24 protein-coding genes and 1 pseudogene are annotated in these 22768 nt (G+C 38.2%); 13 read left to right on the top strand and 12 right to left on the bottom strand.

Annotated elements, in window-relative coordinates; genetic code table 11:
- The first annotated feature begins 249 nt into the window (after window positions 1-249).
- The 8 genes from LI149_RS13105 (at window position 250) to LI149_RS13070 (ending at window position 7915) form a co-directional block, all read left to right on the top strand.
- Window positions 250-639, top strand: a complete 390-nt coding sequence (locus LI149_RS13105) for a helix-turn-helix domain-containing protein (protein WP_139009237.1) — start codon at window positions 250-252, stop codon at window positions 637-639.
- 129 nt (window positions 640-768) lie between these two features.
- Window positions 769-2622 carry a recombinase family protein gene (locus LI149_RS13100; protein WP_195368282.1) on the top strand — a complete coding sequence of 618 codons (1854 nt, stop codon included), beginning with the start codon at window positions 769-771 and terminating at the stop codon, window positions 2620-2622.
- Window positions 2619-3407: a hypothetical protein gene (locus LI149_RS13095; protein ID WP_055145192.1), complete on the top strand. Its 789-nt coding sequence runs from the start codon at window positions 2619-2621 to the stop codon at window positions 3405-3407. The genes LI149_RS13100 and LI149_RS13095 overlap by 4 nt, the downstream gene beginning before the upstream one ends.
- Window positions 3367-3783, top strand: coding sequence for a hypothetical protein (locus LI149_RS13090; RefSeq protein WP_044999283.1), 417 nt, complete (start codon window positions 3367-3369; stop codon window positions 3781-3783). The genes LI149_RS13095 and LI149_RS13090 overlap by 41 nt, the downstream gene beginning before the upstream one ends.
- Window positions 3770-4690: a hypothetical protein gene (locus LI149_RS13085; RefSeq protein ID WP_139009235.1), complete on the top strand. Its 921-nt coding sequence runs from the start codon at window positions 3770-3772 to the stop codon at window positions 4688-4690. The genes LI149_RS13090 and LI149_RS13085 overlap by 14 nt, the downstream gene beginning before the upstream one ends.
- A gap of 2 nt (window positions 4691-4692) precedes the next feature.
- Complete coding sequence (locus LI149_RS13080; RefSeq protein WP_055155695.1) at window positions 4693-5607, top strand: DUF6551 family protein; 915 nt, start codon at window positions 4693-4695, stop codon at window positions 5605-5607.
- Between the two features lie 770 nt (window positions 5608-6377).
- Window positions 6378-7058 carry a DUF6262 family protein gene (locus tag LI149_RS13075; RefSeq protein WP_227143458.1) on the top strand — a complete coding sequence of 227 codons (681 nt, stop codon included), beginning with the start codon at window positions 6378-6380 and terminating at the stop codon, window positions 7056-7058.
- A 164-nt stretch (window positions 7059-7222) separates the two neighbouring features.
- Complete coding sequence (locus LI149_RS13070; RefSeq protein WP_227143457.1) at window positions 7223-7915, top strand: GNAT family N-acetyltransferase; 693 nt, start codon at window positions 7223-7225, stop codon at window positions 7913-7915.
- Between the two features lie 146 nt (window positions 7916-8061).
- On the opposite strand, the gene LI149_RS13065 is transcribed toward LI149_RS13070, so the two are convergent.
- Window positions 8062-8379, bottom strand: a complete 318-nt coding sequence (locus LI149_RS13065) for a hypothetical protein (RefSeq protein ID WP_227143456.1) — start codon at window positions 8377-8379, stop codon at window positions 8062-8064.
- 118 nt (window positions 8380-8497) lie between these two features.
- On the opposite strand from LI149_RS13065, the gene LI149_RS13060 reads away from it, so the two are divergent.
- A complete protein-coding gene (locus tag LI149_RS13060) occupies window positions 8498-8932 on the top strand; it encodes a DUF6262 family protein (RefSeq protein ID WP_227143455.1) in 435 nt (144 codons plus the stop codon).
- Between the two features lie 155 nt (window positions 8933-9087).
- Here the strand turns inward: LI149_RS13060 and LI149_RS13055 are convergent.
- Both LI149_RS13055 and LI149_RS13050 read right to left on the bottom strand, forming a co-directional pair.
- Window positions 9088-9894, bottom strand: a pseudogene (locus LI149_RS13055) (CpaF family protein); the annotation flags it as partial.
- Window positions 9891-10808, bottom strand: coding sequence for a hypothetical protein (locus LI149_RS13050; RefSeq protein ID WP_227143454.1), 918 nt, complete (start codon window positions 10806-10808; stop codon window positions 9891-9893). The pseudogene LI149_RS13055 and the gene LI149_RS13050, both read right to left, overlap by 4 nt.
- Before the next feature lie 320 nt (window positions 10809-11128).
- Here LI149_RS13050 and LI149_RS13045 point away from each other — a divergent pair, with 320 nt between their 5' ends.
- On the top strand, window positions 11129-11779 hold the full coding sequence (locus LI149_RS13045; RefSeq protein WP_227143453.1) for a 4'-phosphopantetheinyl transferase superfamily protein: 651 nt from the start codon (window positions 11129-11131) through the stop codon (window positions 11777-11779).
- Here LI149_RS13045 and LI149_RS13040 read toward each other — a convergent pair.
- The 7 genes from LI149_RS13040 to LI149_RS13010 all read right to left on the bottom strand — a co-directional run bounded on the left by LI149_RS13040 (window position 11764) and on the right by LI149_RS13010 (window position 18188).
- Window positions 11764-11973, bottom strand: coding sequence for a pro-sigmaK processing inhibitor BofA family protein (locus tag LI149_RS13040; protein ID WP_005341864.1), 210 nt, complete (start codon window positions 11971-11973; stop codon window positions 11764-11766). The two genes, LI149_RS13045 and LI149_RS13040, sit on opposite strands and share 16 nt — an antisense overlap.
- A gap of 248 nt (window positions 11974-12221) precedes the next feature.
- Window positions 12222-12710 (bottom strand): dCMP deaminase family protein, encoded by a 489-nt coding sequence (locus LI149_RS13035; RefSeq protein ID WP_005334985.1) that lies wholly within the window; start codon window positions 12708-12710, stop codon window positions 12222-12224.
- Window positions 12711-12722: 12 nt separating this feature from the next.
- Entirely contained in the window at window positions 12723-13352 is a 630-nt protein-coding gene (gene upp / locus LI149_RS13030; protein ID WP_029730612.1) for a uracil phosphoribosyltransferase, read from the bottom strand.
- 87 nt (window positions 13353-13439) lie between these two features.
- Window positions 13440-14501: an L-threonylcarbamoyladenylate synthase gene (locus LI149_RS13025; protein WP_117495644.1), complete on the bottom strand. Its 1062-nt coding sequence runs from the start codon at window positions 14499-14501 to the stop codon at window positions 13440-13442.
- A gap of 77 nt (window positions 14502-14578) precedes the next feature.
- Window positions 14579-15286, bottom strand: coding sequence for an N-acetylmuramoyl-L-alanine amidase (locus LI149_RS13020; protein ID WP_117495643.1), 708 nt, complete (start codon window positions 15284-15286; stop codon window positions 14579-14581).
- A gap of 130 nt (window positions 15287-15416) precedes the next feature.
- The gene (locus LI149_RS13015) at window positions 15417-17705 is read right to left on the bottom strand and encodes a glycosyl hydrolase family 18 protein (protein WP_227143452.1); all 2289 of its coding nucleotides are present in this window, start codon (window positions 17703-17705) and stop codon (window positions 15417-15419) included.
- A gap of 249 nt (window positions 17706-17954) precedes the next feature.
- The gene (locus LI149_RS13010; protein WP_005334973.1) at window positions 17955-18188 is read right to left on the bottom strand and encodes a hypothetical protein; all 234 of its coding nucleotides are present in this window, start codon (window positions 18186-18188) and stop codon (window positions 17955-17957) included.
- Window positions 18189-18714: 526 nt separating this feature from the next.
- Between LI149_RS13010 and LI149_RS13005 the strand changes: the two genes are divergently transcribed.
- Window positions 18715-19515 carry an adaptor protein MecA gene (locus LI149_RS13005; RefSeq protein ID WP_005341884.1) on the top strand — a complete coding sequence of 267 codons (801 nt, stop codon included), beginning with the start codon at window positions 18715-18717 and terminating at the stop codon, window positions 19513-19515.
- 107 nt (window positions 19516-19622) lie between these two features.
- Here LI149_RS13005 and LI149_RS13000 read toward each other — a convergent pair whose 3' ends face one another.
- Together LI149_RS13000 and LI149_RS12995 are read right to left on the bottom strand one after the other, a co-directional pair.
- On the bottom strand, window positions 19623-19847 hold the full coding sequence (locus LI149_RS13000) for a DUF1858 domain-containing protein (protein ID WP_005334971.1): 225 nt from the start codon (window positions 19845-19847) through the stop codon (window positions 19623-19625).
- A gap of 422 nt (window positions 19848-20269) precedes the next feature.
- On the bottom strand, window positions 20270-21181 hold the full coding sequence (locus LI149_RS12995; RefSeq protein ID WP_168933479.1) for a C40 family peptidase: 912 nt from the start codon (window positions 21179-21181) through the stop codon (window positions 20270-20272).
- A gap of 274 nt (window positions 21182-21455) precedes the next feature.
- On the opposite strand from LI149_RS12995, the gene LI149_RS12990 reads away from it, so the two are divergent.
- Window positions 21456-21866: a transcriptional repressor gene (locus LI149_RS12990; protein WP_168933478.1), complete on the top strand. Its 411-nt coding sequence runs from the start codon at window positions 21456-21458 to the stop codon at window positions 21864-21866.
- Window positions 21867-22083: 217 nt separating this feature from the next.
- On the top strand, window positions 22084-22626 hold the full coding sequence (locus tag LI149_RS12985; RefSeq protein WP_005334966.1) for an NADH peroxidase: 543 nt from the start codon (window positions 22084-22086) through the stop codon (window positions 22624-22626).
- Window positions 22627-22768 lie beyond the last annotated feature (142 nt).

Genomic DNA, 22768 nt, shown 5'->3' with positions numbered 1-22768 from the left:
AAATATAGAGTTTTCAAGGTACAAGTCCCATTTTGGGTATGGGAAGTCTTTATACATAAATAATAACCTTTTTTTCGCTGTTGTTCAATTACAACTTATCGCCTTTTTCTCCCATCAATCGACAATCTTCTTTTTGCTATATACATATGATATACTTCTTTTTATACAACCAATTACTATTGTATAACTCACCATTTTTTCTATCTACAACACAAAAAAGTCAAGTTGTGATGGAAAGGAGGTGAGGACATGGAAATAAATTATACACTTATAGGCAAACGTATAAGAGAAACCCGCAAACAACGAGGATTATCTGCCGAGGAGCTGGCTGAAATCGCTGATCTTTCTACTGTTTATATAAGCTATATAGAAAATGCCAAGCGTAAACCCAGTTTAGAATCTTTAATCAAAATTAGCAATGCCCTTGAAATTACTATTGATGAATTACTCTATGGAAACTTGTTATACAATCCTACGGAATATCAAACTGATATTGATTTATTAATGGCAGATTGTACCAGCACTGAAAAACGGTACATATTCGAGGTTCTTTCAGCCATAAAGAATATTTTACGAATCAATGATTGGCATCTATCCTCAAAACACAATTACGATGCTGATAACCCGAATGATTATTAAATCATTCAATAACAATCAAATATCTATTTCTACATAAACCATCTGTTAATCACTTAACTGATGGTTTATGTCTTTTTCAATCTAAAAATTCTATGATAGTTATATCAACTATAAAGGATGTCGCTATTGATGAAAGAAAGTGAAGAACGAAGCAGTAATATTGATGAACAGAAAGCCAGAATCCGGCAAAGATACAAAGGTATTGATCCAGAAGAACTGGAAGTAATTCCGGCACTTCCACCAGAGGATATTTTTAAAACAGAAAAAAAACTACGAGTAGCTGTATATGCAAGGGTATCTACGGATGATCCACGCCAAACATCCTCATATGAATTACAGAAAAATCATTATCAGGATGTAGTAAATAAAAATCCGAATTGGATGCTTGTCGAAATATATGCCGACGAAGGCATTTCAGGCACTTCGCTTCAACATAGAGATGCATTCAAAAAAATGATTGAAGATTGTGAAGCCGGAAAAATTGATTTAATCATAACAAAAAGTGTATCCCGATTTGCAAGAAACGTTGTTGACTGTATCCGATATGTACGAGAGCTTTCTTCACTCCGTCCACCCGTCGGTGTATTTTTTGAAACAGAGCATTTAAATACTCTTGATCCCAAAAGCGAAATGATTCTGTCATTCATGTCAACACTTGCACAGGAAGAAAGTCATACCAAAAGTGAAATTATGAATTCTTCCATTGAAATGCGTTTTCGTCGGGGAATATTCCTTACACCTCCTCTGCTCGGATATGACCAAGACGAAAATGGAGATCTTGTAATCAATCCACATGAAGCTAAAATTGTGCAGCTTATTTTTTATATGTATCTGAATGGAAGCAGTACTCAACAAATTGCTGATTCTTTGACAGAACTCGGTTGTAAAACAAAAAAGAATAATGATGTCTGGTCATCCAGTACCATACTACAAATCCTTCAAAATGAACGCCATTGTGGGGATGTTCTGGCGAGAAAAACATGGACTCCTAATTATCTTGACCATAAATCAAGGAAAAACAATCAAGACCGTAATCAATACAGAAAAGTCGGGCATCACGAAGCTATTATCTCCCGAGATGATTTCATAGCTGTTCAAAAATTAATTACAAATGCGAAATATGGAAATAAAGAGATTTTACCAGAATTACATGTGATACAAGAAGGCTCTCTAAGTGGATTTATAAGCATTAATCCAAGATGGTCTGGATTTAAAGCTAGAGACTACTTTGAAGCATCTCAAAGCGTCCTTAAACCGGCAAATATGAATGTACCTGATACAATTACTGCTTCCGCCGGTTCCTTCGATTTAAGAGACTATGAAGTTGCCAGAGGACAATTTTTCTCCTCTGTTGGTCGGATTTCTGTTTCTTTTTCATATAAACAGATCTCTTTTAACAAAGATGCTATACGGAAATTTCCAAACATAAAATTTGTCGAACTGCTAATACACCCAAGCTCAAAACTACTTGCTATCCGACCATGTTCCTCTGAAACAAAAAATAAAGTGCAATGGTCACGTCTCAAAGATGGTCAACTTATTCCAAAACCAATTTCCGGCGCTGCATTTTTGCCAACATTATACGAGATATTTAAATGGGACAAAAAATGCAAATATAGAATATTAGGAGTTGCCCACCAAAAAGGCAATGAAAATGTCCTTATTTTCAACATGAACGATACAGAAATACGAATACCGACAAGTACCAACGACGTATCCGCCCCCAATAACAACATGCCTGATACAATATCTGATTCTAAGAGTGTGTTAGCTTATCCTGCCGACTGGATGAATAGCTTCGGTAATAATTACTATACTCAGTCTCAAGCGCCAGAATTAACAGAATTTACAGCAGACAAAAACTGGCAGACTGCTTCAGAAAGTAAACCTTATAAAGAACCCGAGCTACAAACCACTCCCAAAGAAACCATTATACAAAATATAAAGAATATTATTACAGAAATTAAAGGAGACACCCAATGAGCGAGCAACCTATAAATCAATGGAATATGACTACAGAACCTTCTGATATGATGAAAATCAACACACCTATGCCAATAACAGTCGCGCCCAGCCCCTCAAATCAAATGGAAGTCATTGACGATGATTCTTTCAGCTATGACGGTTATCAAGTTGTACGTGGCGAATTCTTCGCTCATATTTACGAACCTTCGTTTACGTTTAATAACTACAAGGTATCTGTAAATACCGCCTGCATAAAAAAACTACCCGATGTCGAATATGTGCAAATATTAGTCAATCCCATTGAAAAAAAACTGGCTGTCCGTCCCTGTCGAGAAGAAGAAAAAGACTCTTTTCGTTGGTGTTCCTCTGGAAAAAAGCGTTCGCCAAAACAAATCACCTGTCGAATTTTCTTTGCTAAAGTGATATCTCTCATGGACTGGAATCCTAATTATCGGTACAAGATTCTCGGCAAACTAATTCGTTCTGGCAATGAAATACTGTTCATTTTCGATTTAACTTCACCTGAAATATTTCCTCGTACACTAAAAGACAATGGAACTGTAACCACTGCTAGGACACCTTCTTATCCTGAAGAATGGAAGAATCAGTTCGGTATTCCAGTGGAAGAACATCAAAAATCAATGCAAGTCAATATATTTGAAGGCTACGCAGTATTTGACATACAAGAAAAGAAGAAGGCAACTGATAAATCCATAGAAAAAGCAAAAGAACCATCAACAGCAGAAAGTGAGGAAAAATCCTATGAACAACAAACACTCTTCCCATCCACTAATATGTATTGACTTTAAAAAGAATCGTATACGAATCCACCGCAATACACTCCGTCAAATTGGTAACCCAGAATATATTCAACTTCTTGTTAATCCTGATCAAAAAATGATAGGTATAAAGGCTAGTTGTGCGGAGGATAAATTGGCACATAAAGTTAAGGATTATTTTGTCATCAATGGTAACAGTTATGAATTGTACAGCCGAGAATTACTATATTCACTTTCCCAACTTAACCTTTCTTGGGAGAAATTTAACATTTTTCGTTTAGAAGGCAATATTTACCCAGATAAAAAAATAGCTCTATTTTCCATGGATAACATCATCACAAAACTGCCACAAACAGAATTCAAATCAGAAATAATGGGAGATGAGTATGCGCAATTATAGTATATATACATTAAAAACAAAACTAGAATTCACCAATTTGTATCAATATCTCAGTGAAAAAGATTATAAACAACTTGAACAACAGATATTATGTCATTCCTATCACACCCCCATCTGCACATGGAATGGTATTGTCATTAATGGTATAGAAGCATATGAATTATTTCGTAAACACAGTATTCCTTTCCGAATAAAAAGACTCCACTTTTCCAGTAAAGAAGATGTAATTTCATGGATATGTACTGACCAACTTAAACGAGAGGATTTAACCAATATCAATAAAAAATACCTGATTGGGAAAAAATATGATGCTGAAAAAATTTTAGTTTCAAGACAACTTTCATCTACGAATAAATCTCATATTTCCGGTGCAAGCATCGCAGCAAAAAAAATATCCGAAGAATGTAATGTAGCAATGGCTACCGTTTACAAATATTCTGCTTACAGTAGTGCACTAGATATAATTGATGAAAAAGTTCCGGATTTTGTCAAACGAGTTCGTTCTGGTCAACTCTGGATTTCCCAAGCTAATATTATTGAGCTTTCAGGATTACCAAAAGAGCAACTTTTAAGTCTAAATAACTACCTTCTTGCCGAAAAGATAGAACATCTCAGTTATCATGATATGAAAAGGGAATTACTATGGAATAATTACGCCAAACCGATGTTAAGGAAAGAATCTTCCGTTTCTATTCCTTCAATACGCAACCTGCCACAATTTGATCCAGATGCGGAAATTGCAAGTCTTACATTGACGATTCCCTCGTGGAACAGTTCTATCGAAAGAGTATTAAAAGTTTCAGATTTTAAAATTGCATCTGATACAGCAAAATATAAGCTTAAATATCAGCTTATGTGTCTAATATCAACCACAAATAATATTTTAAAAAAATTGGAGGAAATATAATTATGGATGGAAATACCGAAGATTTACAAAAGTTTGTTCCCCAAGTGCATTTTGAGCAAATACCTATTAAAAATTTATGTTCAAATCAAGATTATCAACGTAATCTTTCCATCAAACACGTTCAGCGTGCTGCAGCTAATTTTGACCTTTATCAGATAAACCCTGTAAAAGTAAGTAGACGTGATGGGATAAATTATGTGTTCAACGGACAACACACTATAGAGATTGTTGCTCTCGTCTCTGGATCAAGAGAAACTCCTGTCTGGTGTATGGTTTATGATGATCTTGTTTACACCCAAGAAGCAGATATTTTTGCAAATCAGATGAAATATGTCAAATCGTTATTACCTTATGAAATATTCATGGCTAATATTGAAGCTGGTAATGATAGAGAACTTATTATTCGTGACCTTGTTGAATCATATGATCTCACTATTACTTCTTCCTCTCGCCCCGGAGGTATATGTGCTGTATCCACTTTAATTAATATCTATGAAAAATATGGTTTTCACACTCTTGATCGTGTTTTACGCCTTTGTGTTGCCACATGGGAAGGTGCACCTATGTCCTTTAGTTCCAATATGCTTAATGCTATTGCCCGTCTGGATAATGCTTATGGAGAAACAATGAAAGATGACACCTTTAAAGAAAAAGTTGGGCGTGTCTCTGTCAGAGAAATCAGTCGTACTGCCAGAGAACGTCGTGCCGGTTCATTAGGATTCGCAGAAGCTCTTTTACTAGAATACAATAAAAAATCCAAGTATTCACTTCCTTTTGAGAAATTATACACTCATAAAACACCCAAAAAAAGAGAACCATCAACTGAAGATGAATCCGGTCAAAGTTCCACTCCAGAAGGTCAGTTAGATTTATTTTCTACGGATCAAGAGAATACTCAGGCTCTGCCAAACGAATAGCGCAGAGCCTTCAGCCTTTAATTCTATCCATACTTTCAAAAGAACACCCTGCTTTAAGGCTCTCTTTCATGCAATCACTATTTTATCTTATCCCAAATTCATCATCCGCTCCATCCGCCACCTTATATATGAATACCCATTCCAAATATTTGCTTTTACCGGATACTCTTTCCTGTAAACAAATACAGTATGATATTTAACAAAATGTATTCTACACCAATTATGTATATCTTTCATATATATGTTATTTATACCATTCACCCACTGTTCTAAAGACCATATGTCTTTATCTGACACTAACTCCATTATGAACAGTACATTATAATATTGAATGACACCTACTCTCTTCCTTTCCTCTATTAACCTTTTACACAATAACCTATACTTAATGTTCATATCGTTCCTATGTCTCTCCCTCTAATCTATATTTTCCATCCTTATATACGTTATATATATAATTATTATATAGTACATATAAGTGCCTGCAGCATATCAATTGCTTCGGCTCCGCGAACTTCCCCGACAATATATATGGAGTAATATTTAACATATAAACCTTATTAACCCTATCCCTAAAACCGTATTTTAAATATGATTGAAACCCTATTAACCCTATTGAACCCATTGTCTCCCAATGGTTTGATAGGTTTTTTTAGCTTTATTTATAAATGCTTAATTCCAGTCAGCCTGAATATAAACATCTTTCACGCTTATAAGTTTTGATGTAAAATAGATGTATATTTGAGAAAAGAGAAAAGGATAAATCAGATATGCCTAAAGACCATCAAAGAAATACTTCTGCTATGTTAGAAGCACAGAAGAAAAAATCAGAAGAGAAATTACAAACACTTAAAACAGCTCTTGCGGATATGGTAGCAAACAAAGAACCTATTACTGCTCCACGTATTTGTAAATTAACAGGATTAAGTGAAAGCTATTTATATAAGAACAAAGAAGCAAAAGAATTAGTTGCTCAGGCGAAGAAAAATTCCAAACCTGTATCTGTTCCAAAAGAATCAGATTTTGACTTAGTATTGCAATATGAAGAGGTAAAGAGAAAACTTCACGAAACCTACTTCTTACAAGCACAGCTTCTTACTAATGAGAATGAAAGATTAAAAGAAGAAATTGCCACTCTTGAAATGCAAGTCAATTACTTAAAGAGTAGCCCTAAGTTTTCTATAGAGTTTAAAGCAGATGATTCAATGGAAGATACCTTCTTTACATTCCATGTAAAATCAATAAGAGGTAGCAGAACATTCAATCCTGTAGGAAATACTGTTATTGAAAATCTTCTCTGGGGAGATTACGTGATTAATTCTAATTTGACTTTTAAACTAGAAACAATACATACAGGAATTACATTGGAAAAAGCTTTAGATGGATACTTGTTAAGTATTTCAGATGAAGTAAAAGAACCAATGACTATAACACTTCTTATTGGGAAGTAGTTCACATAGAGTTCAGTTTTGATCTCTTCCATTTTAAAATTATAAAAGGTAAAATATAAGTACCTAAGAAATTAGAGCATGAATCATTCCACAACACTGTGGAACAGATCCGTGCTTTTTTTGTTTTTAGGAATACCTAATGAAAACAGAAAGGAATTTAACCTATGAATATAAATAAACTAAAAGAAAATGAATACATCAAATTTGTCCCCCAAGCAAATACATCCCCATGGGAATTCGAATTAGATAAAGACAAAAAGCCCTATTTCCCATTCGTCGAATCACAAGCATATATAGATATTCATGTAGACATCTTATTATGTGATTACGATTCAGATGAAGATTACATTGAAAAAATAGGATATGCTAATTTGGCTCTAATAAATTCTCACGTTTTTGAAGAAACAACCTTCATGCACGTTGATTGTGACGATGGACAACTATCTGATATTATGGAAGAAATGGATTATGCAAATATTGAAGATTCCTACATGGATTTTAATCTCATTCACCCATATGCACCATTCATGATTCTAAGAAATCTTCATGTTGATAAAGAATACAGAAGAATGGGTATTGGAAAAAGCATTATCCAATTTGCACATGAATATATTGGTTCAATTTTTAATTTAAAACTCAATCTTGTTGCTTGGGAAATCGCCTATTACAACAAAACCACTGATGGCGAAAGATTCACACAAGCAGATTATGATGCAAACATTGCTTTCTCTAAAGCTGTAGGCGGAGAAGTTTTTTCCACTTATAATCACTCAACATTCTTCTTTTACAATAAAGGCAACGAAAAAATCGATAAAGATCTTCTTAATGAATTAATTGAAGAATTTAGTAAAGAATAATTTCACATTTTATTCAAATCACTTCTCTTGATTTTGAAAGGAATGAAATGATAACATAATAATATAAATATGATGTTTTCAATTCCTTTCAATTTTTAGAATATGCAAAAGCTGACTTCCGTGGTGTGGAGTCAGCTTTTTCTTATTTAAGCCACAGCAAATATCTGTTTCTGAACATCAAGATATTTCTGTAAATCTACGATATTCTTTTTAGAAGAAGGCTTTTTGATCTGTTTCAAGTCAAAGCCATTATCATTAGCAAGATTCAACGTATAGTCGTAAATCATATCCACGAAAACATTAAGTTCTCCTTTAGACAATTTAATACTCTTATTATTCTCAAGAGTTTCTATACTTTCCATAAGATTATTGATTATCTTAAGAGAAAGTTTTCCTTTTTGAATTGCCCCAAGATAAGCTTTTAAAGCCTTTTCAAAAGCTTTGATATCTTTTTCTTTTTGCAATTCCTTTTCTTCTTTTTTAGATTGAACAGCATAAGTAATGAGTTAATGCTCAAAAAAGCATTAGAAGACAAAGAAAATCTTTTGAAGGTTCTTTCAAAATTGAAAAAGGAGGACTCTTATGTGTAGTAATGAAAAGCGTATGAAAAATGTTAAAAAGTATAATGCTAATATCAAAGAAAAAAATGTTCAAGCTGTGAAAGACGCCATTAACAAGTTAAAAAAAGATGGTAAATTTACACTTGCCGATCTATGTCGAGAAGCAGGTGTTAGCAGAACATATTTTTCAAAGCACCCAGAAATGAGAAAATTAGCAGACAAATACATTACCCCTACTGGATATAACAAAAACAGAAACAAAGATTCTCAAGATACTTATATCCATTTACTCCAAACTGAAAATAAAAAATTGAAGAAAGAATTAGAGAAAATAGAAAAACAAATTATGGAAGAAAATAAGTATAAAGAAAAGTATGAAGCGGCCCTTAATGAAATTGAAAAATTGAAAGAGCAGCTCGATGCAGTTTATTCTTCAAATCTTCCTGATTTCTTATAATCCCTCTAATATCAACGAAAGACAGGTTTGAATTTTAAACCTGTCTTTTTTATATAAAATCCTTTCAAATTGGGCTTTTCTTATAAGGTTAATATACACCCTATCAAAAACTATTACAAATAAAGCATTCCATAATTAGATACTCCAGTTATACCAATGATGCGATTTGGTCTCATCCGAAGCGCCGTCCGAATTAATTCGCGTATAGTAATCTCACCTGTTCCCTCAAGATTGGCGCATCTCGCCTCAAGAGTTACCAGGTTTGGAATATCCAGAATCCGTAGTTCTGCGTTGTCCTCAATTGTAATGATTCTTTCATCCTTTGGTATGTATTGCGATAAAGCATTCAGGAATGTGGTCTTGCCTGATCCGGTTCCTCCACTGATGAATATGTTGTAGCCTGCCCTAACAAGCTTTACCAGAAATTCTTTTACTTCCCGGCAGATAGAACCCCACCGGATCAACTGTCTCATTGTAATTGCTTCTTTTGGAAATTTTCTTATGGTTACTATGGGCCCATTTAAAGCGATGGGCCCCAGTACCACATTTACTCTCGACCCGTCCGGAAGTCTTGCGTCCACGATTGGAGATGCTTCATTTACGATTCGATTGGATCCTGCAACGATCTGTTGAATGACATCTTCCAGCTTCTCCCGCGAAACAAACCTTTTCCCGGATCTGATCAGTTTTCCTTCCTTCTCCAGAAATATATTCTCAGTCCCGTTAATCATAATCTCCGTGATCTTATCATCTTCCAGAAATTCCTGAAGAAGATCAAATTTCCGGAATGCATTAAATAATTCTCTGCCAAGCTCCGTCTTTTTCCCAAGCGGTATATATTCTCTGCCGGATGCCTCGTCCAGCACGCGGTGAATCAACTCCGTCAGCTCCTCATCCGGAATATCTCTGGACAGATCCAGTTCCTCCAGAATCCTCGCATGAAGCTGTTCCGCCTGTATCATGTGCGTTGCTCCTTTCGTATGATCTTACGTCTGACATCCTCGTAGCCCAGAAGTTCCAGTTCTGCCTCGAACTGCGCCACCTTCGCCTCTGCGACCGGCTCATCAATCGTAAGCATGTGAATCTCATTACAGATCCGAAGCACCCGGTAAATGTCCCGAACGCCTTCATCCATATCCAGAATCACGATTTCATAAATACTTTGTTCTATAATTTTCTGTATCAGCCTGATCCACTCTTCCGAGTCAATCTCCTTAATGTCTTCGGATACAGGCATCGGTACTATATAATCCAGATTTTCCGAGTGTCTCACAATAGTTGTAAGTACCGTTCCGATATTGCTCTGTTCCTGCCTTGCATAGTACAGGACATCTGCCAGTGTCTGTGTTCCTTCCGGAAAATGTCCACCTTCTCCACCGTAAGTTTCCATTCCCAGATACAATACATTTGCCTCCTTTGCCAGTTTTCTTCCAAGCCGGATTGCATAGGTTGTCTTTCCAATTCTTCTCACCGGAGAATATACCGCAATTACTCTGCAGTTCTTTTTACCGGTAATCTTTAAAAATATCTGCTTCTCGTCTCCTGACATGCTGCACTGACGAATCATTTCCGCCAGGATTTGATCTCCCGGCTGGTATTTGTAGATCGGCACCTCCTGGTTTTCCAACGCCACCTCTCTTTCTGGTGCGATTATAAATACCATACCGGCTTTTACCTGTTTTCTGGAATCTTCCGGATACTCCGAAGATATGAACAGAAAATCGATCTTCTCTTTCTCCTGTATAGCCAATACATAAGAAAGATCACTGCATGTCCTGACACGGACCGCCAATTCTTTCTGTCTTGTAAGATACTGTGCAAACGCGGAAGCAAATTTTGTCTCTGGATCACAGATTACCAGATTTTTGCTCTCCACATATTATCCCTCCTCTTCTTGTGTGTTCTCTCGTTATCTTCTTAGGAATTCATGACCGGAATAAATGGTCGAATAACATTGAATTACTTTGAATAACTTGAATGGTTATGTCTTGCCAACTAGAATATAACAATCAGATGTCTTGGATTATAGACAGGCTTTCCCCTTTTGTCTATCCCTTTTTTAGAAAATGTAAAACTTTGTGCAACATAGATAGATTTGTTTTTATCAATCATTGAAAATCATCTGGAAACAGTTATAATATATCCATAGAATTTTAAAACTTACCGACTTTATCTCACTTGAAAGGAGTTCATATTATGGAGTTCAAATTCTTAAAATTACGCGATTTACAAGGTAAAACTCCTTCATTTCCTGCTGCGGGCGAAGTACACATTATCTATGTGCCGGAACCGGATGACAGCAACTTGCACAAAGCAGGTGCCGGGCGTGCCATGATCAGAGAAATCCTTTCTTATTATCTGTGTATTGACAAAGGTCTGGTATGCCTGCATGAATCCAGGCATGGCAAACCCTATCTTGCCTCTCCAGCAATCGGACGGAATCTTTATTTTAATATTTCTCATACCGAAGGCTACCTTGCATTTGCAATGTCAACCTCTACACCACTAGGTATTGATATTGAAAAAGTTGACAGAAATGTCAGGCTTCAATCGCTGATGGGACGTTTTTTTCACGCGGAGGAAATTAAAAAATTTCTTGATTACTCTGACGAAAAGCGTATAAAACATTTTATCCATTATTGGACTTTGAAAGAATCCTTCGTAAAGGGACTTGGAACGGGTATGACAACTTCTTTCACTTCTTTTTATCTTACGAAGGAATCCGAACGTACATTTTACGTCACTCCGGATAAAAAAGAACTCCAGGACGAATATTCATCCTGGAGAATCACTTCCATTCTTGCTCCCAAAGGGTTTATCTGCAGTGTTGCTTACCGGCTCTCATAAAAGGCCACACCATATAGCAGGGCAACCCCCGGGACTCCTAATGTTCCGGAGGCGGCCATTGTTATTGGATTCAGCCCCACCCTTACCGGAATCTCTTTTGACACGAAGAATCCATTTATCACAAGAATCAACATCACCCCGACTGCCATACGAATCAGAAAATTTATCATAAAATTCGAACATCTCTGTGACATATCCAAGCCTCCTTCTATTTTCATATATATCCTTGTTAAGCTTACCATATGACATATTTTAAAATATCCCCGTCTGATTTTTATTCAGAAATGCTGTTTCATTTCATAGGTTTAATCTTAAAAATCAGTATTATTTATATAGCATACTATTTTTATCCCACATGTTTTTCTATTTAAAAAAGAGGATCTCCTCCCGGAAATCCTCTCATCTGCTTCTCTATTCTGCCGATTTTTTAAGAATATCTAATTTACAATTCAATCTCTATTTTGCGATCCGATCTCTTGTATTGGTGATAAGCCACTCCTGCTGCATCGAACATACGCATAGATGCCTGTACAGCTGTGCTTCCATCATATTTGTTACAGTCGTAGATAACTTCTTTGATTCCACTTTGAATGATTGCTTTTGCGCACTCATTACATGGGAAAAGAGACACATAGAGCTTTGCTCCTTCCAGACTTCCTCCACGGAAATTCAGAATCGCATTCAGTTCACTGTGTACTGTATAGACATATTTTGTCTTTAATGGATCTTCTCCTTCTCTCACCCACGGAAACTCATCATCTGAGCAGCCCTTCGGCAGTCCATTATATCCCATAGATAAAATCTTATTATCCTGACTGACAATACAGCACCCAACCTGAGTATTCGGGTCTTTGGATCTAAGTCCGGATAGCTTTGCTACTCCCATAAAATACTCATCCCAGTTGATATAGTCTTTACGTTTATCACTCACTGCTGCTTCCTCCTATTTCGTTCCGAAAATACGATCTCCAGCATCACCAAGTCCCGGAATAATATACTTATGCTCGTTGAGTTTTTCATCCAGAGCACCGATATAAATATCTACATCCGGATGCTCTTTCTGCATACGTTCTACGCCTTCCGGAGCTGCTATAATGCACATGAAACGAATATGTTTCACACCTTTTTCCTTCAACATCTGAATTGCTGCTACGCTTGAACCTCCTGTTGCCAGCATAGGATCCACAACAAATACTTCCCTCTCATCACAGTCTGCCGGAAGCTTACAATAATATTCCACTGGTTCATACGTTTCCGGATCTCTGTAAAGACCGATATGACCTACTTTTGCAGCCGGGATCATGCTCAGCATTCCATCGACCATTCCCAGTCCTGCACGTAAGATCGGTACAACTGCCAATTTCTTCCCACTTAATTCTTTTCCAACCATCTTACAGATTGGTGTCTCGATCTCTACATCCTGTAATTTCAAATCTCTTGTTGCCTCATAACACATAAGAGCCGCAATCTCCCCAACAATCTCACGGAACTCCTTGGAACCAACTTCTTTTCTGCGGATATAATTCACTTTGTGCTGGATCAGCGGATGATCCATAACCTGTACTTTAGACATGTTTTTCTCCTCCATCTCATGACATGTTTATCAGATTTTTTAATATCCGGCACACATCTGATTTGATCTGCACCACATAAAGAGCCATCAGGCATCTATCACATGATGTCCTGCTGCCTTTAGCAATCGATTCATAATTGCACTGCCGATTCCTCCGGCTGCAAATGATTCACTATATATATACTCTACTTCAGCATCATCGAACTCGCGCAATACCGCATACAAATGATTGGCGATAGTTGCTTCGTCTGCCCTTGTTCCTATACTTTTCACTACGTCTGCCTTGTATCGGCCTACAGTCTCCTGTGTTCCGATCACACCAACTCTGTGTCCTTTAGCCATACGCTCTGCAGACATCTGGTTGATTGCATCGATCACAAGTTCCATCGGTCCCTCCACAATACTAAGATCCGCTTTCGGAGCATAATGTCGATACTTCATCCCCGGAGCTTTCGGTTTCACTTTGCTGTCCGGCGTGATCAATGTTCTGTCAATGTCTACTTCACCGATAAGTTCTGTGAGCATCTCCTTTGTAATCGCACCAGGGCGTAAAATCATAGGCGGTGTTACGGTCATATCCAGAATGGTAGATTCAACTCCGATATCTACTGCTCCTCCATCTAAAATCATCTCGATCTTACCGCTTAAATCTTCTTCTACATGCTCAGCTTTCGTCGGGCTCGGACGTCCTGAAGTATTCGCGCTTGGCGCAGCAATATACCCGCCACCCGCATCGATCAAAGCTCTTGCAATCTCATCACTTGGCATACGTACTGCAACTGTATCCAGACCTCCTGTTGTCTCATATGGAACTTCCTCTGTCTTCTGGAAAATCATTGTAAGCGGTCCCGGCCAGTAAGCATCAGCCACTTTATAAGCAACTTCCGGAATAATATCTGCAATCTTATCCAGTGCTCCCATATTCGTAATATGCACGATCAGAGGATTATCCGAAGGTCTTCCCTTTGCCGCATAAATCTTGGTTGAAGCGGTCTTATTCAAAGCATCAGCACCGAGACCATATACTGTTTCCGTTGGAAACGCTACCAGTCCACCTTCTTTTAAAAAGTCTCCGGCCTGACCAATAATCTTCTTTCCTTCCTCTGTATTAAGTTGTTCTTTTGTAATTTTTTCTACTATTGTCTTCATGTTTTTTATTATACTACACCTGTTATCACTTTCCAAATATTTTTTCGAACCAAATCACGTCTGTCTGGCTATTCATTCTATGTACCATCGGCAGCATTTCTCAGATACTCGTCAATTCCTGTTGCGATTGCCTTGGCGATTTTTTTCTGATAATCTTTTCCCGCCAGAAGCTCTGCTTCTTGTTGGTTGCTCAGGAAACCACACTCTACGATGATTGTCGGCACCTGAGTCCTCCTGAGCAGGTAATATGTATCATTGGCCTTTTCCTGCCTCGTATTCTCACTGTCCGCGCCAAGAAGCGCCTGCTGCATCAGCTTTGCCGCTGTATGCCCTTCTGCTGAATGGGAATAATAAAATACCTGTGCACCATGTATTTCCTCTTCGTGATAACTATTCTGATGAATGCTGACCGCAAGCCCCGGAGCTTTTTCATTTATCAGATCAACTCTCGCTTTCATATCCTGTATTTTGGAATTTCCGGAAGTTTCTCCTGCGAGCATTTGATCTTTTTCCCTGGTCATAACAACTTGATAACCTTTATTCTTCAGTTCTTTTTCCACTTGTTTTGAAATCTTAAGGTTGATATCTTTTTCCAGGACTTCATTGATACCAACCTTTCCCGGATCACTTCCCCCGTGACCACTATCTATAACAACAAGATCCATCTTCCGCTCTTGTTCACTTTTCACCTGATCCGATTGTACATATTTTTCCAGATTTCGGCTGACGGTATAGATTCCTGCCAGCGCCAGAAGTAATACTAACAATTCAATTTTCTTGCGCACTTCCTGAAACCTCCAAAACTTCGTATATTTTACCAAAGCACCTGTTTGTTTCAGTATATGAATTTTCCCATCTGTTCATTCAAAAAAAGAAAGACCAGAAAGTAATCTCACTCTCTGATCTTTCATCACTCTAATTTACATACTTCAAAATCAAATCCCAGATATCTGAACTTTCCTGTCCTAATGCCCATGCGGCAGTACCTGCAAGCTTATTCTCCTTCATGAGTTGAAGCTTCGGCTCAATCGAGGTTGCATCCTCCAACCAGATTTCATATGTTACACCGTCAGCTTCCCAGGTCGCATAATTATTCCCGGTTGTTTCATCTAATGTTGTTTCTGCACCTGCCTGGCTGATCTTATCTCTGGCTGTAGACATTCCCAGTGCTTCACTTGTCACCTTCATCGGATAATCTGCTGCTTCTGTTCCTGCCTCCTGATTCAGTTCTTCCTGTGTTTTCGGCGTTTCCGACCACAGTCTTGTAAAGAACGGAATCCCATTGATCACTTTCTCTGCCGGTACTTCTTTGATCGTCTCCTCAATTCCTTCTTTTACAAATTCATAAGAAGATACTGAACCTGCTTCCAGTGAACTTCCATTATGCTCATCATATCCCATAATAATGACATAGTCTGCCATAACGCCCTGTTCTTTGCGATTGTACTGTTGATTATATCCCTTAGGAACATAATTATCCACCGAAAGTACGATACCATTTTGTCTGCATTTTACAGACAGTTCTCTGATAAATTGTATATAATGAACTCCACAATCTTTTGAAATCTTTTCAAAATCTACATTGATGCCGTCTATTCCGACCTGCATCACCGCTCCTATCAATTGATTGATAAGATTCTCTCTTCTCGAGCTATAGCTGAGTAATTGAAGTGATTCATCATTGGATCCGATTCCCCCATCGAAATCCCTGATAGCGGCCCACACTTCCAGGCCTGCCTGATGTGCATAATTTACATAATCTGTTGAAGCAATCGATTCAAGATTCCCTTCTGTATCTTTCACATGGAACCATGTCGGCACAATTGTCGTTAACCCTTTACTATCTGCAAGTCTCTGCTGCAAACCGCTATTGGCGGTACTGTTGGTTACATTATGCCATGCCATATTAATGGTATAATCTTTCTTGATACTGGTGTATTCCGGTTCCGTAAAATCGCGGGTAACATTCTTAGTTTTTTCATTCTTCAATGCATTTTTCTTCACATATCCGATATACCCGTCTTTTGTAAGAATCTTTTTCCAGTTCTGTTCATTCTCCAGAACGATCACTTCATCTTTTTTCTTCACATCTGTCACGATTGGGCTCTTAACCCCGCCGCGATATCGAACCTGTGTATCTGACTTCACTGTTGCAACCTGTTTCTTTCCCCAGTCACAAGTAATCATCACCCGGTTCGGACTATCATATACTTCATAATCTATATTCGTATATTGCTGAATAAAATCTAATGCGACATAAGTTGTGTTTCCTTCTGTCTTCAGGATAACATAATCTTCACTTTTCTTTTCTTTGGAAACACTGTAATCTTTGCTTCCGATTTCCACAGTTACAATATCTGTCGGCAGTGTGTACAAAAGCTTGTTCTCATTGGCATCCCAGTAAAAACGGCTGTTGATATAATCTCTTACAACTTCATATTGCACATACGCTTTCCCATCCGATATCATTCCGTGAGGTTCCACAATCTGATCATCTACCGTAATAGCCATCTGACTATCGTTTTCAATTCCATAATATTTTTTTACATCCATCCGTTCCTTTGACGGACTGTACTTCTTCCACAGAAATGCTCCTGCAATTGCGGCTATCCCAAGTATGATCAATAATAGAATCATCAATCCTACACGTCTTTTTCGCTTGCGTTTTGTCTGCGCTTTTCTTGCTGCCGGCCGTGCCGCCTGCTTTTTCTGATTCTTAGAGATCTTTTCTGCCTTCTGCGGTCTCTTCTTAGGTCTCTCCTGACCATCTTCTGATATCGGACGTCTCTTCTTCGGTCTCTCCTGACCGTCTTCCGATACCGGACGTCTCTTCTTCGGTCTCTCCTGACCGTCTTCCGATACCGGACGTCTCTTCTTAGGTCTCTCCTGACCATCTTCTGATATCGGACGTCTCTTCTTCGGTCTCTCCTGACCATCTTCCGATACCGCCGGTCTTTTTCTCACCTTAGATTTTCCCGCTGATGATCCTGCATTTCTCGCTCTGCGGCGTTCTCTATCTTCTACGGCTGCCTTTCCTGACAAAGTTTCCGCATTCTCCCGACTTGCTTGTCCTCTCGCTCCGCCCTCAGTCTCCGTGCGGCCGGATGACTCCTGGCGTCGCTGATTCTGCAGATTGCTGGCGCTTTTTGCCCACTCCGCTTTTTTTCGCGGATCTGTGGTTCTCTTGATTTCCTTTTCGTCCATGCTGCACCTCCTACTCGCTATTATAACAAACGAGCGGACATGCGTCATCCTTTTTCGACAAATTCAAGCCTTGCTTATGAGGGTACTTACACACTTTTTTTCAAGAATGCCTCGGCATTCTTGCTGCGAGGTGCGCGTCATGCAATTGCATGACATACTTCTACTGCGCACCTCTGCAAGTCTACACTCCGTTTCGGTCGGCGCAAAACCATTGTCCACCGGACAATGTGCGCCCTGCCGGAGGCTATATCATCTATCTTGTTCCTGCATCTCTACGTCATCAAAACACAATTCTTTTATATCTCCATTATCATTCAACACATAATCCCGCATATAGACTGCATCCTCCCTCACAATGTGAGCCTGCACAATCTGCATGGGACTTGCCGGCACCCCGTTCATTAACATATATACTCCCTTTTTTTCATAACCTGCCAACTCTGAAAAAAGACTTTGATAATTCCTTTCTCTGGGGTCCCCCATGACTTTACCTCCTCCTCAATAATGCACTTCCCCGGTCGCATTGTCTTCGAAATCTGTATATGACAAACCAGAAGGATAAAATGCCGTGATACATTATCCCACATATCCAGACACGTCCACTTTTCTGCTAGAAAACAGCCGTGCATTACTATTCAACTATCTGTTGCTTTGTTACTTATCTGATTGATTTTTTCATGATCTGTTGTTATTTAATTGTTATTTGATTGTACTCTAATTGTTATCTGATTTTTTCTGATTGTTGTTTTTATCTGATTGTTATTACTCTTGAATCTTTGCGCGGAATTCGCGCTATTTCTCGAATTCTTATTCTGATTGGCTAGATACTGTTAAGAATTACTTTTTAAGAAATATGTTCTAAAAATATAGTTACCAGGGAAAACTATTTTCTAGTACGGTCATTATAATGGATACTCTTTTTAAAAGCAAGCACTTTTTTGATTTTATATTTATTTTATTGAACAAAAAACTTTTTCTATGCTATACTATGTGAAAGGAAGTGATAAATATGAAGATTGAAAAATTAAGTGACAATCAGATACGCTGTACATTAACACGCGCAGATCTGGCCGAACGTCAGCTCCAACTCAGCGAACTGGCTTATGGTACAGAAAAAGCGAGATCACTTTTCCACGATATGATGCAACAGGCAGCACAGGAATTTGGTTTTGAAGCAGAGAATATGCCATTGATGATCGAGGCAATCCCTTCTTCCTCAGATTCAATCGTGCTGATCATTACTAAAGTCGAGGATCCAGAGGAACTCGACACGCGTTTTTCTAAATTCGCACCTCTTCCGGGGCAGGATGGAGATTCTTCCCGTCAGGGACTCCCTGACAAACTGGAAGGTGCTGAATCTCTTCTTGATCTGCTTGGCAAAGTCAAAGAGAAGATTAATGCTGCACAAAGTTCTTCCAAACCGGAAAATCCAGTCAGCTCTTCATCAGAATCTCTAGATGATCCTGAAACTGAAGCTTTGGAGAATGAAATACCAAAAGACGCTGCACCTAAGAAACCTGCAATCCGTCTGATTTCATTTGCCTCTATGGATAATGTCCTTGCGGCCTCACGATTACTTGGAAATATGTACTTTGGTGCGAACACTTTGTATAAAGATACTGCCGAAAATATTTATATCCTTGCGATGACTCAGTCAGAACATACACGAAAGGATTTCAGTCGACTCTGTAATATGTTATCTGAATACGGTACATTAGAGAAGACCTCCGGCGCTACAATTGCTTTCCTCGGAGAGCATTGCAAAGTACTACTGGAAAATGATGCAGTACAGCAACTGGCTAATGTTTAAACAAAACTAAGAAAAATCTTTCAGGCTTATGCCTGACAATAAAAAGCGGATTCCAATTGGAGTCCGCTTTTTATTGTTCTATTTTCTGTTGTTCTGCAAATCTAATATTACTCACCAAGTTTTGCATTAATTGTTGCATTCAGTTTCTCAACAAGAAGATCTGAATCAATTCCGTGAACATATGCAGCATCTGCAAGTGATTCTCCGATAGAGCTTGGGCATCCGATGCAATGCATTCCTAATCCTGTAAGAACATCTACAATTTCAGGGCACTGCTCATAATATGTCTGAAGCAGTTCTCCCATAGTCATTTCCTTTGTAACTCGTGCCATGTGTGCACCTCCTTTTCTTTTACGTTTTCTTATTATAATTGCTTTTCACCATTGTGTAAACATTTTATGACAATTTTCCATTAAAATTTGATTTTTTAAAAGTCAATACGTTTGCCGATTTTTTTCGACAAAATACTATTTTTATCATAACTTCACAAAACATTCGTTCTTTTATTTACCTTGAATTATCCCCAGTTTCCACACCTTTTTATGTGGATAATGTGGAAAACTTTTAGAAATCATGTATTTTTCCACCTTTTTTCACGTTTTTAGTGTGGAAAACTTGGATAACTCAATGTGGATAAATTTTTAACTATTTTTCAACAATCAAATTTTTTATACATTTTTGTCTATTTTGTACATCCGGCAATTTTTCACTTACTTAATCTGTTCTTTTATGCTTCTGTTCAATATGCACCAATTTAAAGTAATCTTCTTACTGTCAGGATTCCTTTATACGTGGCAGGCAATATCCCGATTCCTTTTCGGCTATTAATTGCATTTACAATTTGTCCGTCTCCCATGTAAATACCGACATGTCCATCATAGCAAATGATGTCCCCAGGAAGTGCTTCCGAATAACTGACTCCCCTGCCGGCACTTCGCATTTCTGAAGATGTTCTTGGAAGATTCACTCCAAAATGTGCGTAGACAGACTGCACAAAACCAGAGCAGTCAGCTCCATTTGTCAGGCTTGTGCCTCCCCAGACATATGGATTGCCGATAAACTGACATGCATAATCCACCACTGCCTGACCACTTCCGGCAGCCTCTCTCACAGCCTGAGCCTCTTCCTCTGCTTTCCTGGCCGCTTCTTCTGCCTCCGCAGCCAAACGTGCTTCCTCTTCTTCTCTAGATTCTGCATAAGAAAAAGCTTCTTTTGGATCTGCGCTTGCAGAAGCTTCTACGACTTCCTCTGCCTTCTGCTGAGCATTTCTTCCTATTATTATATACTGCGAATACACATACCCTGTAACCGAACCAGATTCAATCTTCGTCCATTCTCCAACTGGTCCTACGATTTTTGCTGCATAACCGGGATATAATTTACCCACCCATTCGCTCTGCTTTGTCGGTTCACTTCTTATATATAAAAATGATTCAACATCTGCAAAAGCCATATCTAAATACTCGCCCTTATCTTCTGGTGCCAGATAATCCTCCACCTGAATCTCTTTCTGTGAAGAATAACAATCATTCAGCACCTGCTCAATTCCCACTCCTGGCATAGTGTGATTATCCTCAATATCAGAAGCATATGCCGTAGCTGGGAAAACTCCAATAGCTCCTGTCAAGGTAACTAGGAACAATCCTTTTCTAAGAATCGAATCCATAAACTCCCTCCTTATGTTTTCTTTTCTTATCTTTTGTAAATATTACAGAATTGTTACATATGTTACGTGTTTATTATATCACGCAACAATCCCATGTCAAGGCTATTATCCCGACTTTTTCTCATCATATTACATCCATTTCTTCACTTTTTTTACAAAATTTTACAATTAATTGTTACAAAAGTATTACATTTATAAATTAAAAGTTGACAAATGGAACATTTTCTATTATTCTAATTATAGTAACAATTATTATTATCAAGGAGGTTATCGCATGGCTACATTGAAATACAGCAGACAGCGAGCATCCATTAAAGAATATCTCGATCATACAACTGAGCATCCAACTGCTGATACTGTATATCTTCATGTAAGAAAAGAATTCCCCCGTATCAGTCTTGGAACTGTTTACCGGAATCTGAATCTGCTTGCTGACATGGGCGAAGCAATTAAGATTACCACTCCTGACGGTGGGGACCGATTTGATGGCAATACTCACCCACACTATCACGTTGTATGCACTTGTTGCAACCGGGTATTTGATCTGCATATCGACGAAGCTCACATCAATACCATGAATAAACTGGCCGAGGAGCATTTTGATGGCACGATTGATTCACATGCAACATTATTCTATGGAACTTGTCAAGACTGTCTCACACAGAAAACATCCCGTGAGTCATAACAAACTTGTCAGTCTATTTTATCAAAAAGATAAATTTAATAAAAAATATTATTGACAATGACAAGTAATTATGTTATCTTAATATCAGTAACAATTACTAATATTGATTTAGAGCTTTAAAAATAAATTCATTTACAAAAATGCAAACGAAGCTCTGAATCATAAAACTAACTTGAACAACAAAAAATTTTAATAAAAAGAAAAGGAGATTATCATTATGAAAAAATTTGTATGTACAGTATGTGGATATGTTTACGAAGGAGAGGCTGCACCAGCTGAATGTCCAGTCTGTCACGCACCAGCTTCTAAGTTCAAAGAGCAGTCAGCCGATAGAACATGGGCTGCTGAGCATGTAGTAGGCGTTGCACAGGGCGTAAGCGAGGATATCTTAGAGGATCTTCGTGCAAACTTCGCAGGAGAGTGTTCCGAAGTAGGAATGTACCTGGCAATGGCAAGAGTTGCACACAGAGAAGGATACCCAGAGATTGGTTTATACTGGGAGAAAGCTGCTTATGAAGAAGCTGAGCACGCTGCAAAATTCGCTGAATTACTTGGTGAAGTTGTCACAGACAGCACAAAGAAAAACCTTGAGATGCGTGTAGATGCTGAGCACGGTGCAACAGAAGGTAAATTCGACCTCGCAAGAAGAGCAAAAGAAGCTAACCTTGACGCAATCCATGACACAGTACATGAGATGGCAAGAGACGAGGCACGTCACGGAAAAGCATTCGAAGGCCTGCTTAAGAGATACTTTGGCTAAGCTACAAGCTGAGCAAGGATAAAAAGAAAGCTGGCAGGATGGGGAATTTATTCACCAGACTGTCAGCTTTTCTTTTTAGACTTATTGGGCGACAGCCCTACATGAGGAAGTAGCGCCAGCGGATTCCGAATGGCTCGGCGCA

The organism is Dorea sp. 210702-DFI.3.17 (genome assembly GCF_020560825.1).
GTDB lineage: Bacteria > Bacillota > Clostridia > Lachnospirales > Lachnospiraceae > Dorea > Dorea formicigenerans.
The sequence above is the reverse complement of the archived record's forward strand: the minus strand, read 5'-3'. Positions and strand labels throughout refer to the sequence as shown.

Bases quoted from the DNA above. Each gene is read 5' to 3' on its own strand.
- LI149_RS13040 (WP_005341864.1), bottom strand. From the start codon at position 11,973: ATGTCACAGAGATGTTCGAATTTTATGATAAATTTTCTGATTCGTATG.
- LI149_RS12990 (WP_168933478.1), top strand. From the start codon at position 21,456: ATGGCTACATTGAAATACAGCAGACAGCGAGCATCCATTAAAGAATAT.
- LI149_RS13100 (WP_195368282.1), top strand. From the start codon at position 769: ATGAAAGAAAGTGAAGAACGAAGCAGTAATATTGATGAACAGAAAGCC.
- LI149_RS13070 (WP_227143457.1), top strand. From the start codon at position 7,223: ATGAATATAAATAAACTAAAAGAAAATGAATACATCAAATTTGTCCCC.
- LI149_RS13005 (WP_005341884.1), top strand. From the start codon at position 18,715: ATGAAGATTGAAAAATTAAGTGACAATCAGATACGCTGTACATTAACA.
- LI149_RS13085 (WP_139009235.1), top strand. From the start codon at position 3,770: ATGCGCAATTATAGTATATATACATTAAAAACAAAACTAGAATTCACC.
- LI149_RS13025 (WP_117495644.1), bottom strand. From the start codon at position 14,501: ATGAAGACAATAGTAGAAAAAATTACAAAAGAACAACTTAATACAGAG.
- LI149_RS13080 (WP_055155695.1), top strand. From the start codon at position 4,693: ATGGATGGAAATACCGAAGATTTACAAAAGTTTGTTCCCCAAGTGCAT.
- LI149_RS13015 (WP_227143452.1), bottom strand. From the start codon at position 17,705: ATGGACGAAAAGGAAATCAAGAGAACCACAGATCCGCGAAAAAAAGCG.
- LI149_RS13095 (WP_055145192.1), top strand. From the start codon at position 2,619: ATGAGCGAGCAACCTATAAATCAATGGAATATGACTACAGAACCTTCT.
- LI149_RS13105 (WP_139009237.1), top strand. From the start codon at position 250: ATGGAAATAAATTATACACTTATAGGCAAACGTATAAGAGAAACCCGC.
- LI149_RS13090 (WP_044999283.1), top strand. From the start codon at position 3,367: ATGAACAACAAACACTCTTCCCATCCACTAATATGTATTGACTTTAAA.
- LI149_RS13000 (WP_005334971.1), bottom strand. From the start codon at position 19,847: ATGGCACGAGTTACAAAGGAAATGACTATGGGAGAACTGCTTCAGACA.
- LI149_RS13075 (WP_227143458.1), top strand. From the start codon at position 6,378: ATGCCTAAAGACCATCAAAGAAATACTTCTGCTATGTTAGAAGCACAG.
- LI149_RS13060 (WP_227143455.1), top strand. From the start codon at position 8,498: ATGTGTAGTAATGAAAAGCGTATGAAAAATGTTAAAAAGTATAATGCT.
- LI149_RS12985 (WP_005334966.1), top strand. From the start codon at position 22,084: ATGAAAAAATTTGTATGTACAGTATGTGGATATGTTTACGAAGGAGAG.
- LI149_RS12995 (WP_168933479.1), bottom strand. From the start codon at position 21,181: ATGGATTCGATTCTTAGAAAAGGATTGTTCCTAGTTACCTTGACAGGA.
- LI149_RS13045 (WP_227143453.1), top strand. From the start codon at position 11,129: ATGGAGTTCAAATTCTTAAAATTACGCGATTTACAAGGTAAAACTCCT.
- upp (WP_029730612.1), bottom strand. From the start codon at position 13,352: ATGTCTAAAGTACAGGTTATGGATCATCCGCTGATCCAGCACAAAGTG.
- LI149_RS13010 (WP_005334973.1), bottom strand. From the start codon at position 18,188: ATGGGGGACCCCAGAGAAAGGAATTATCAAAGTCTTTTTTCAGAGTTG.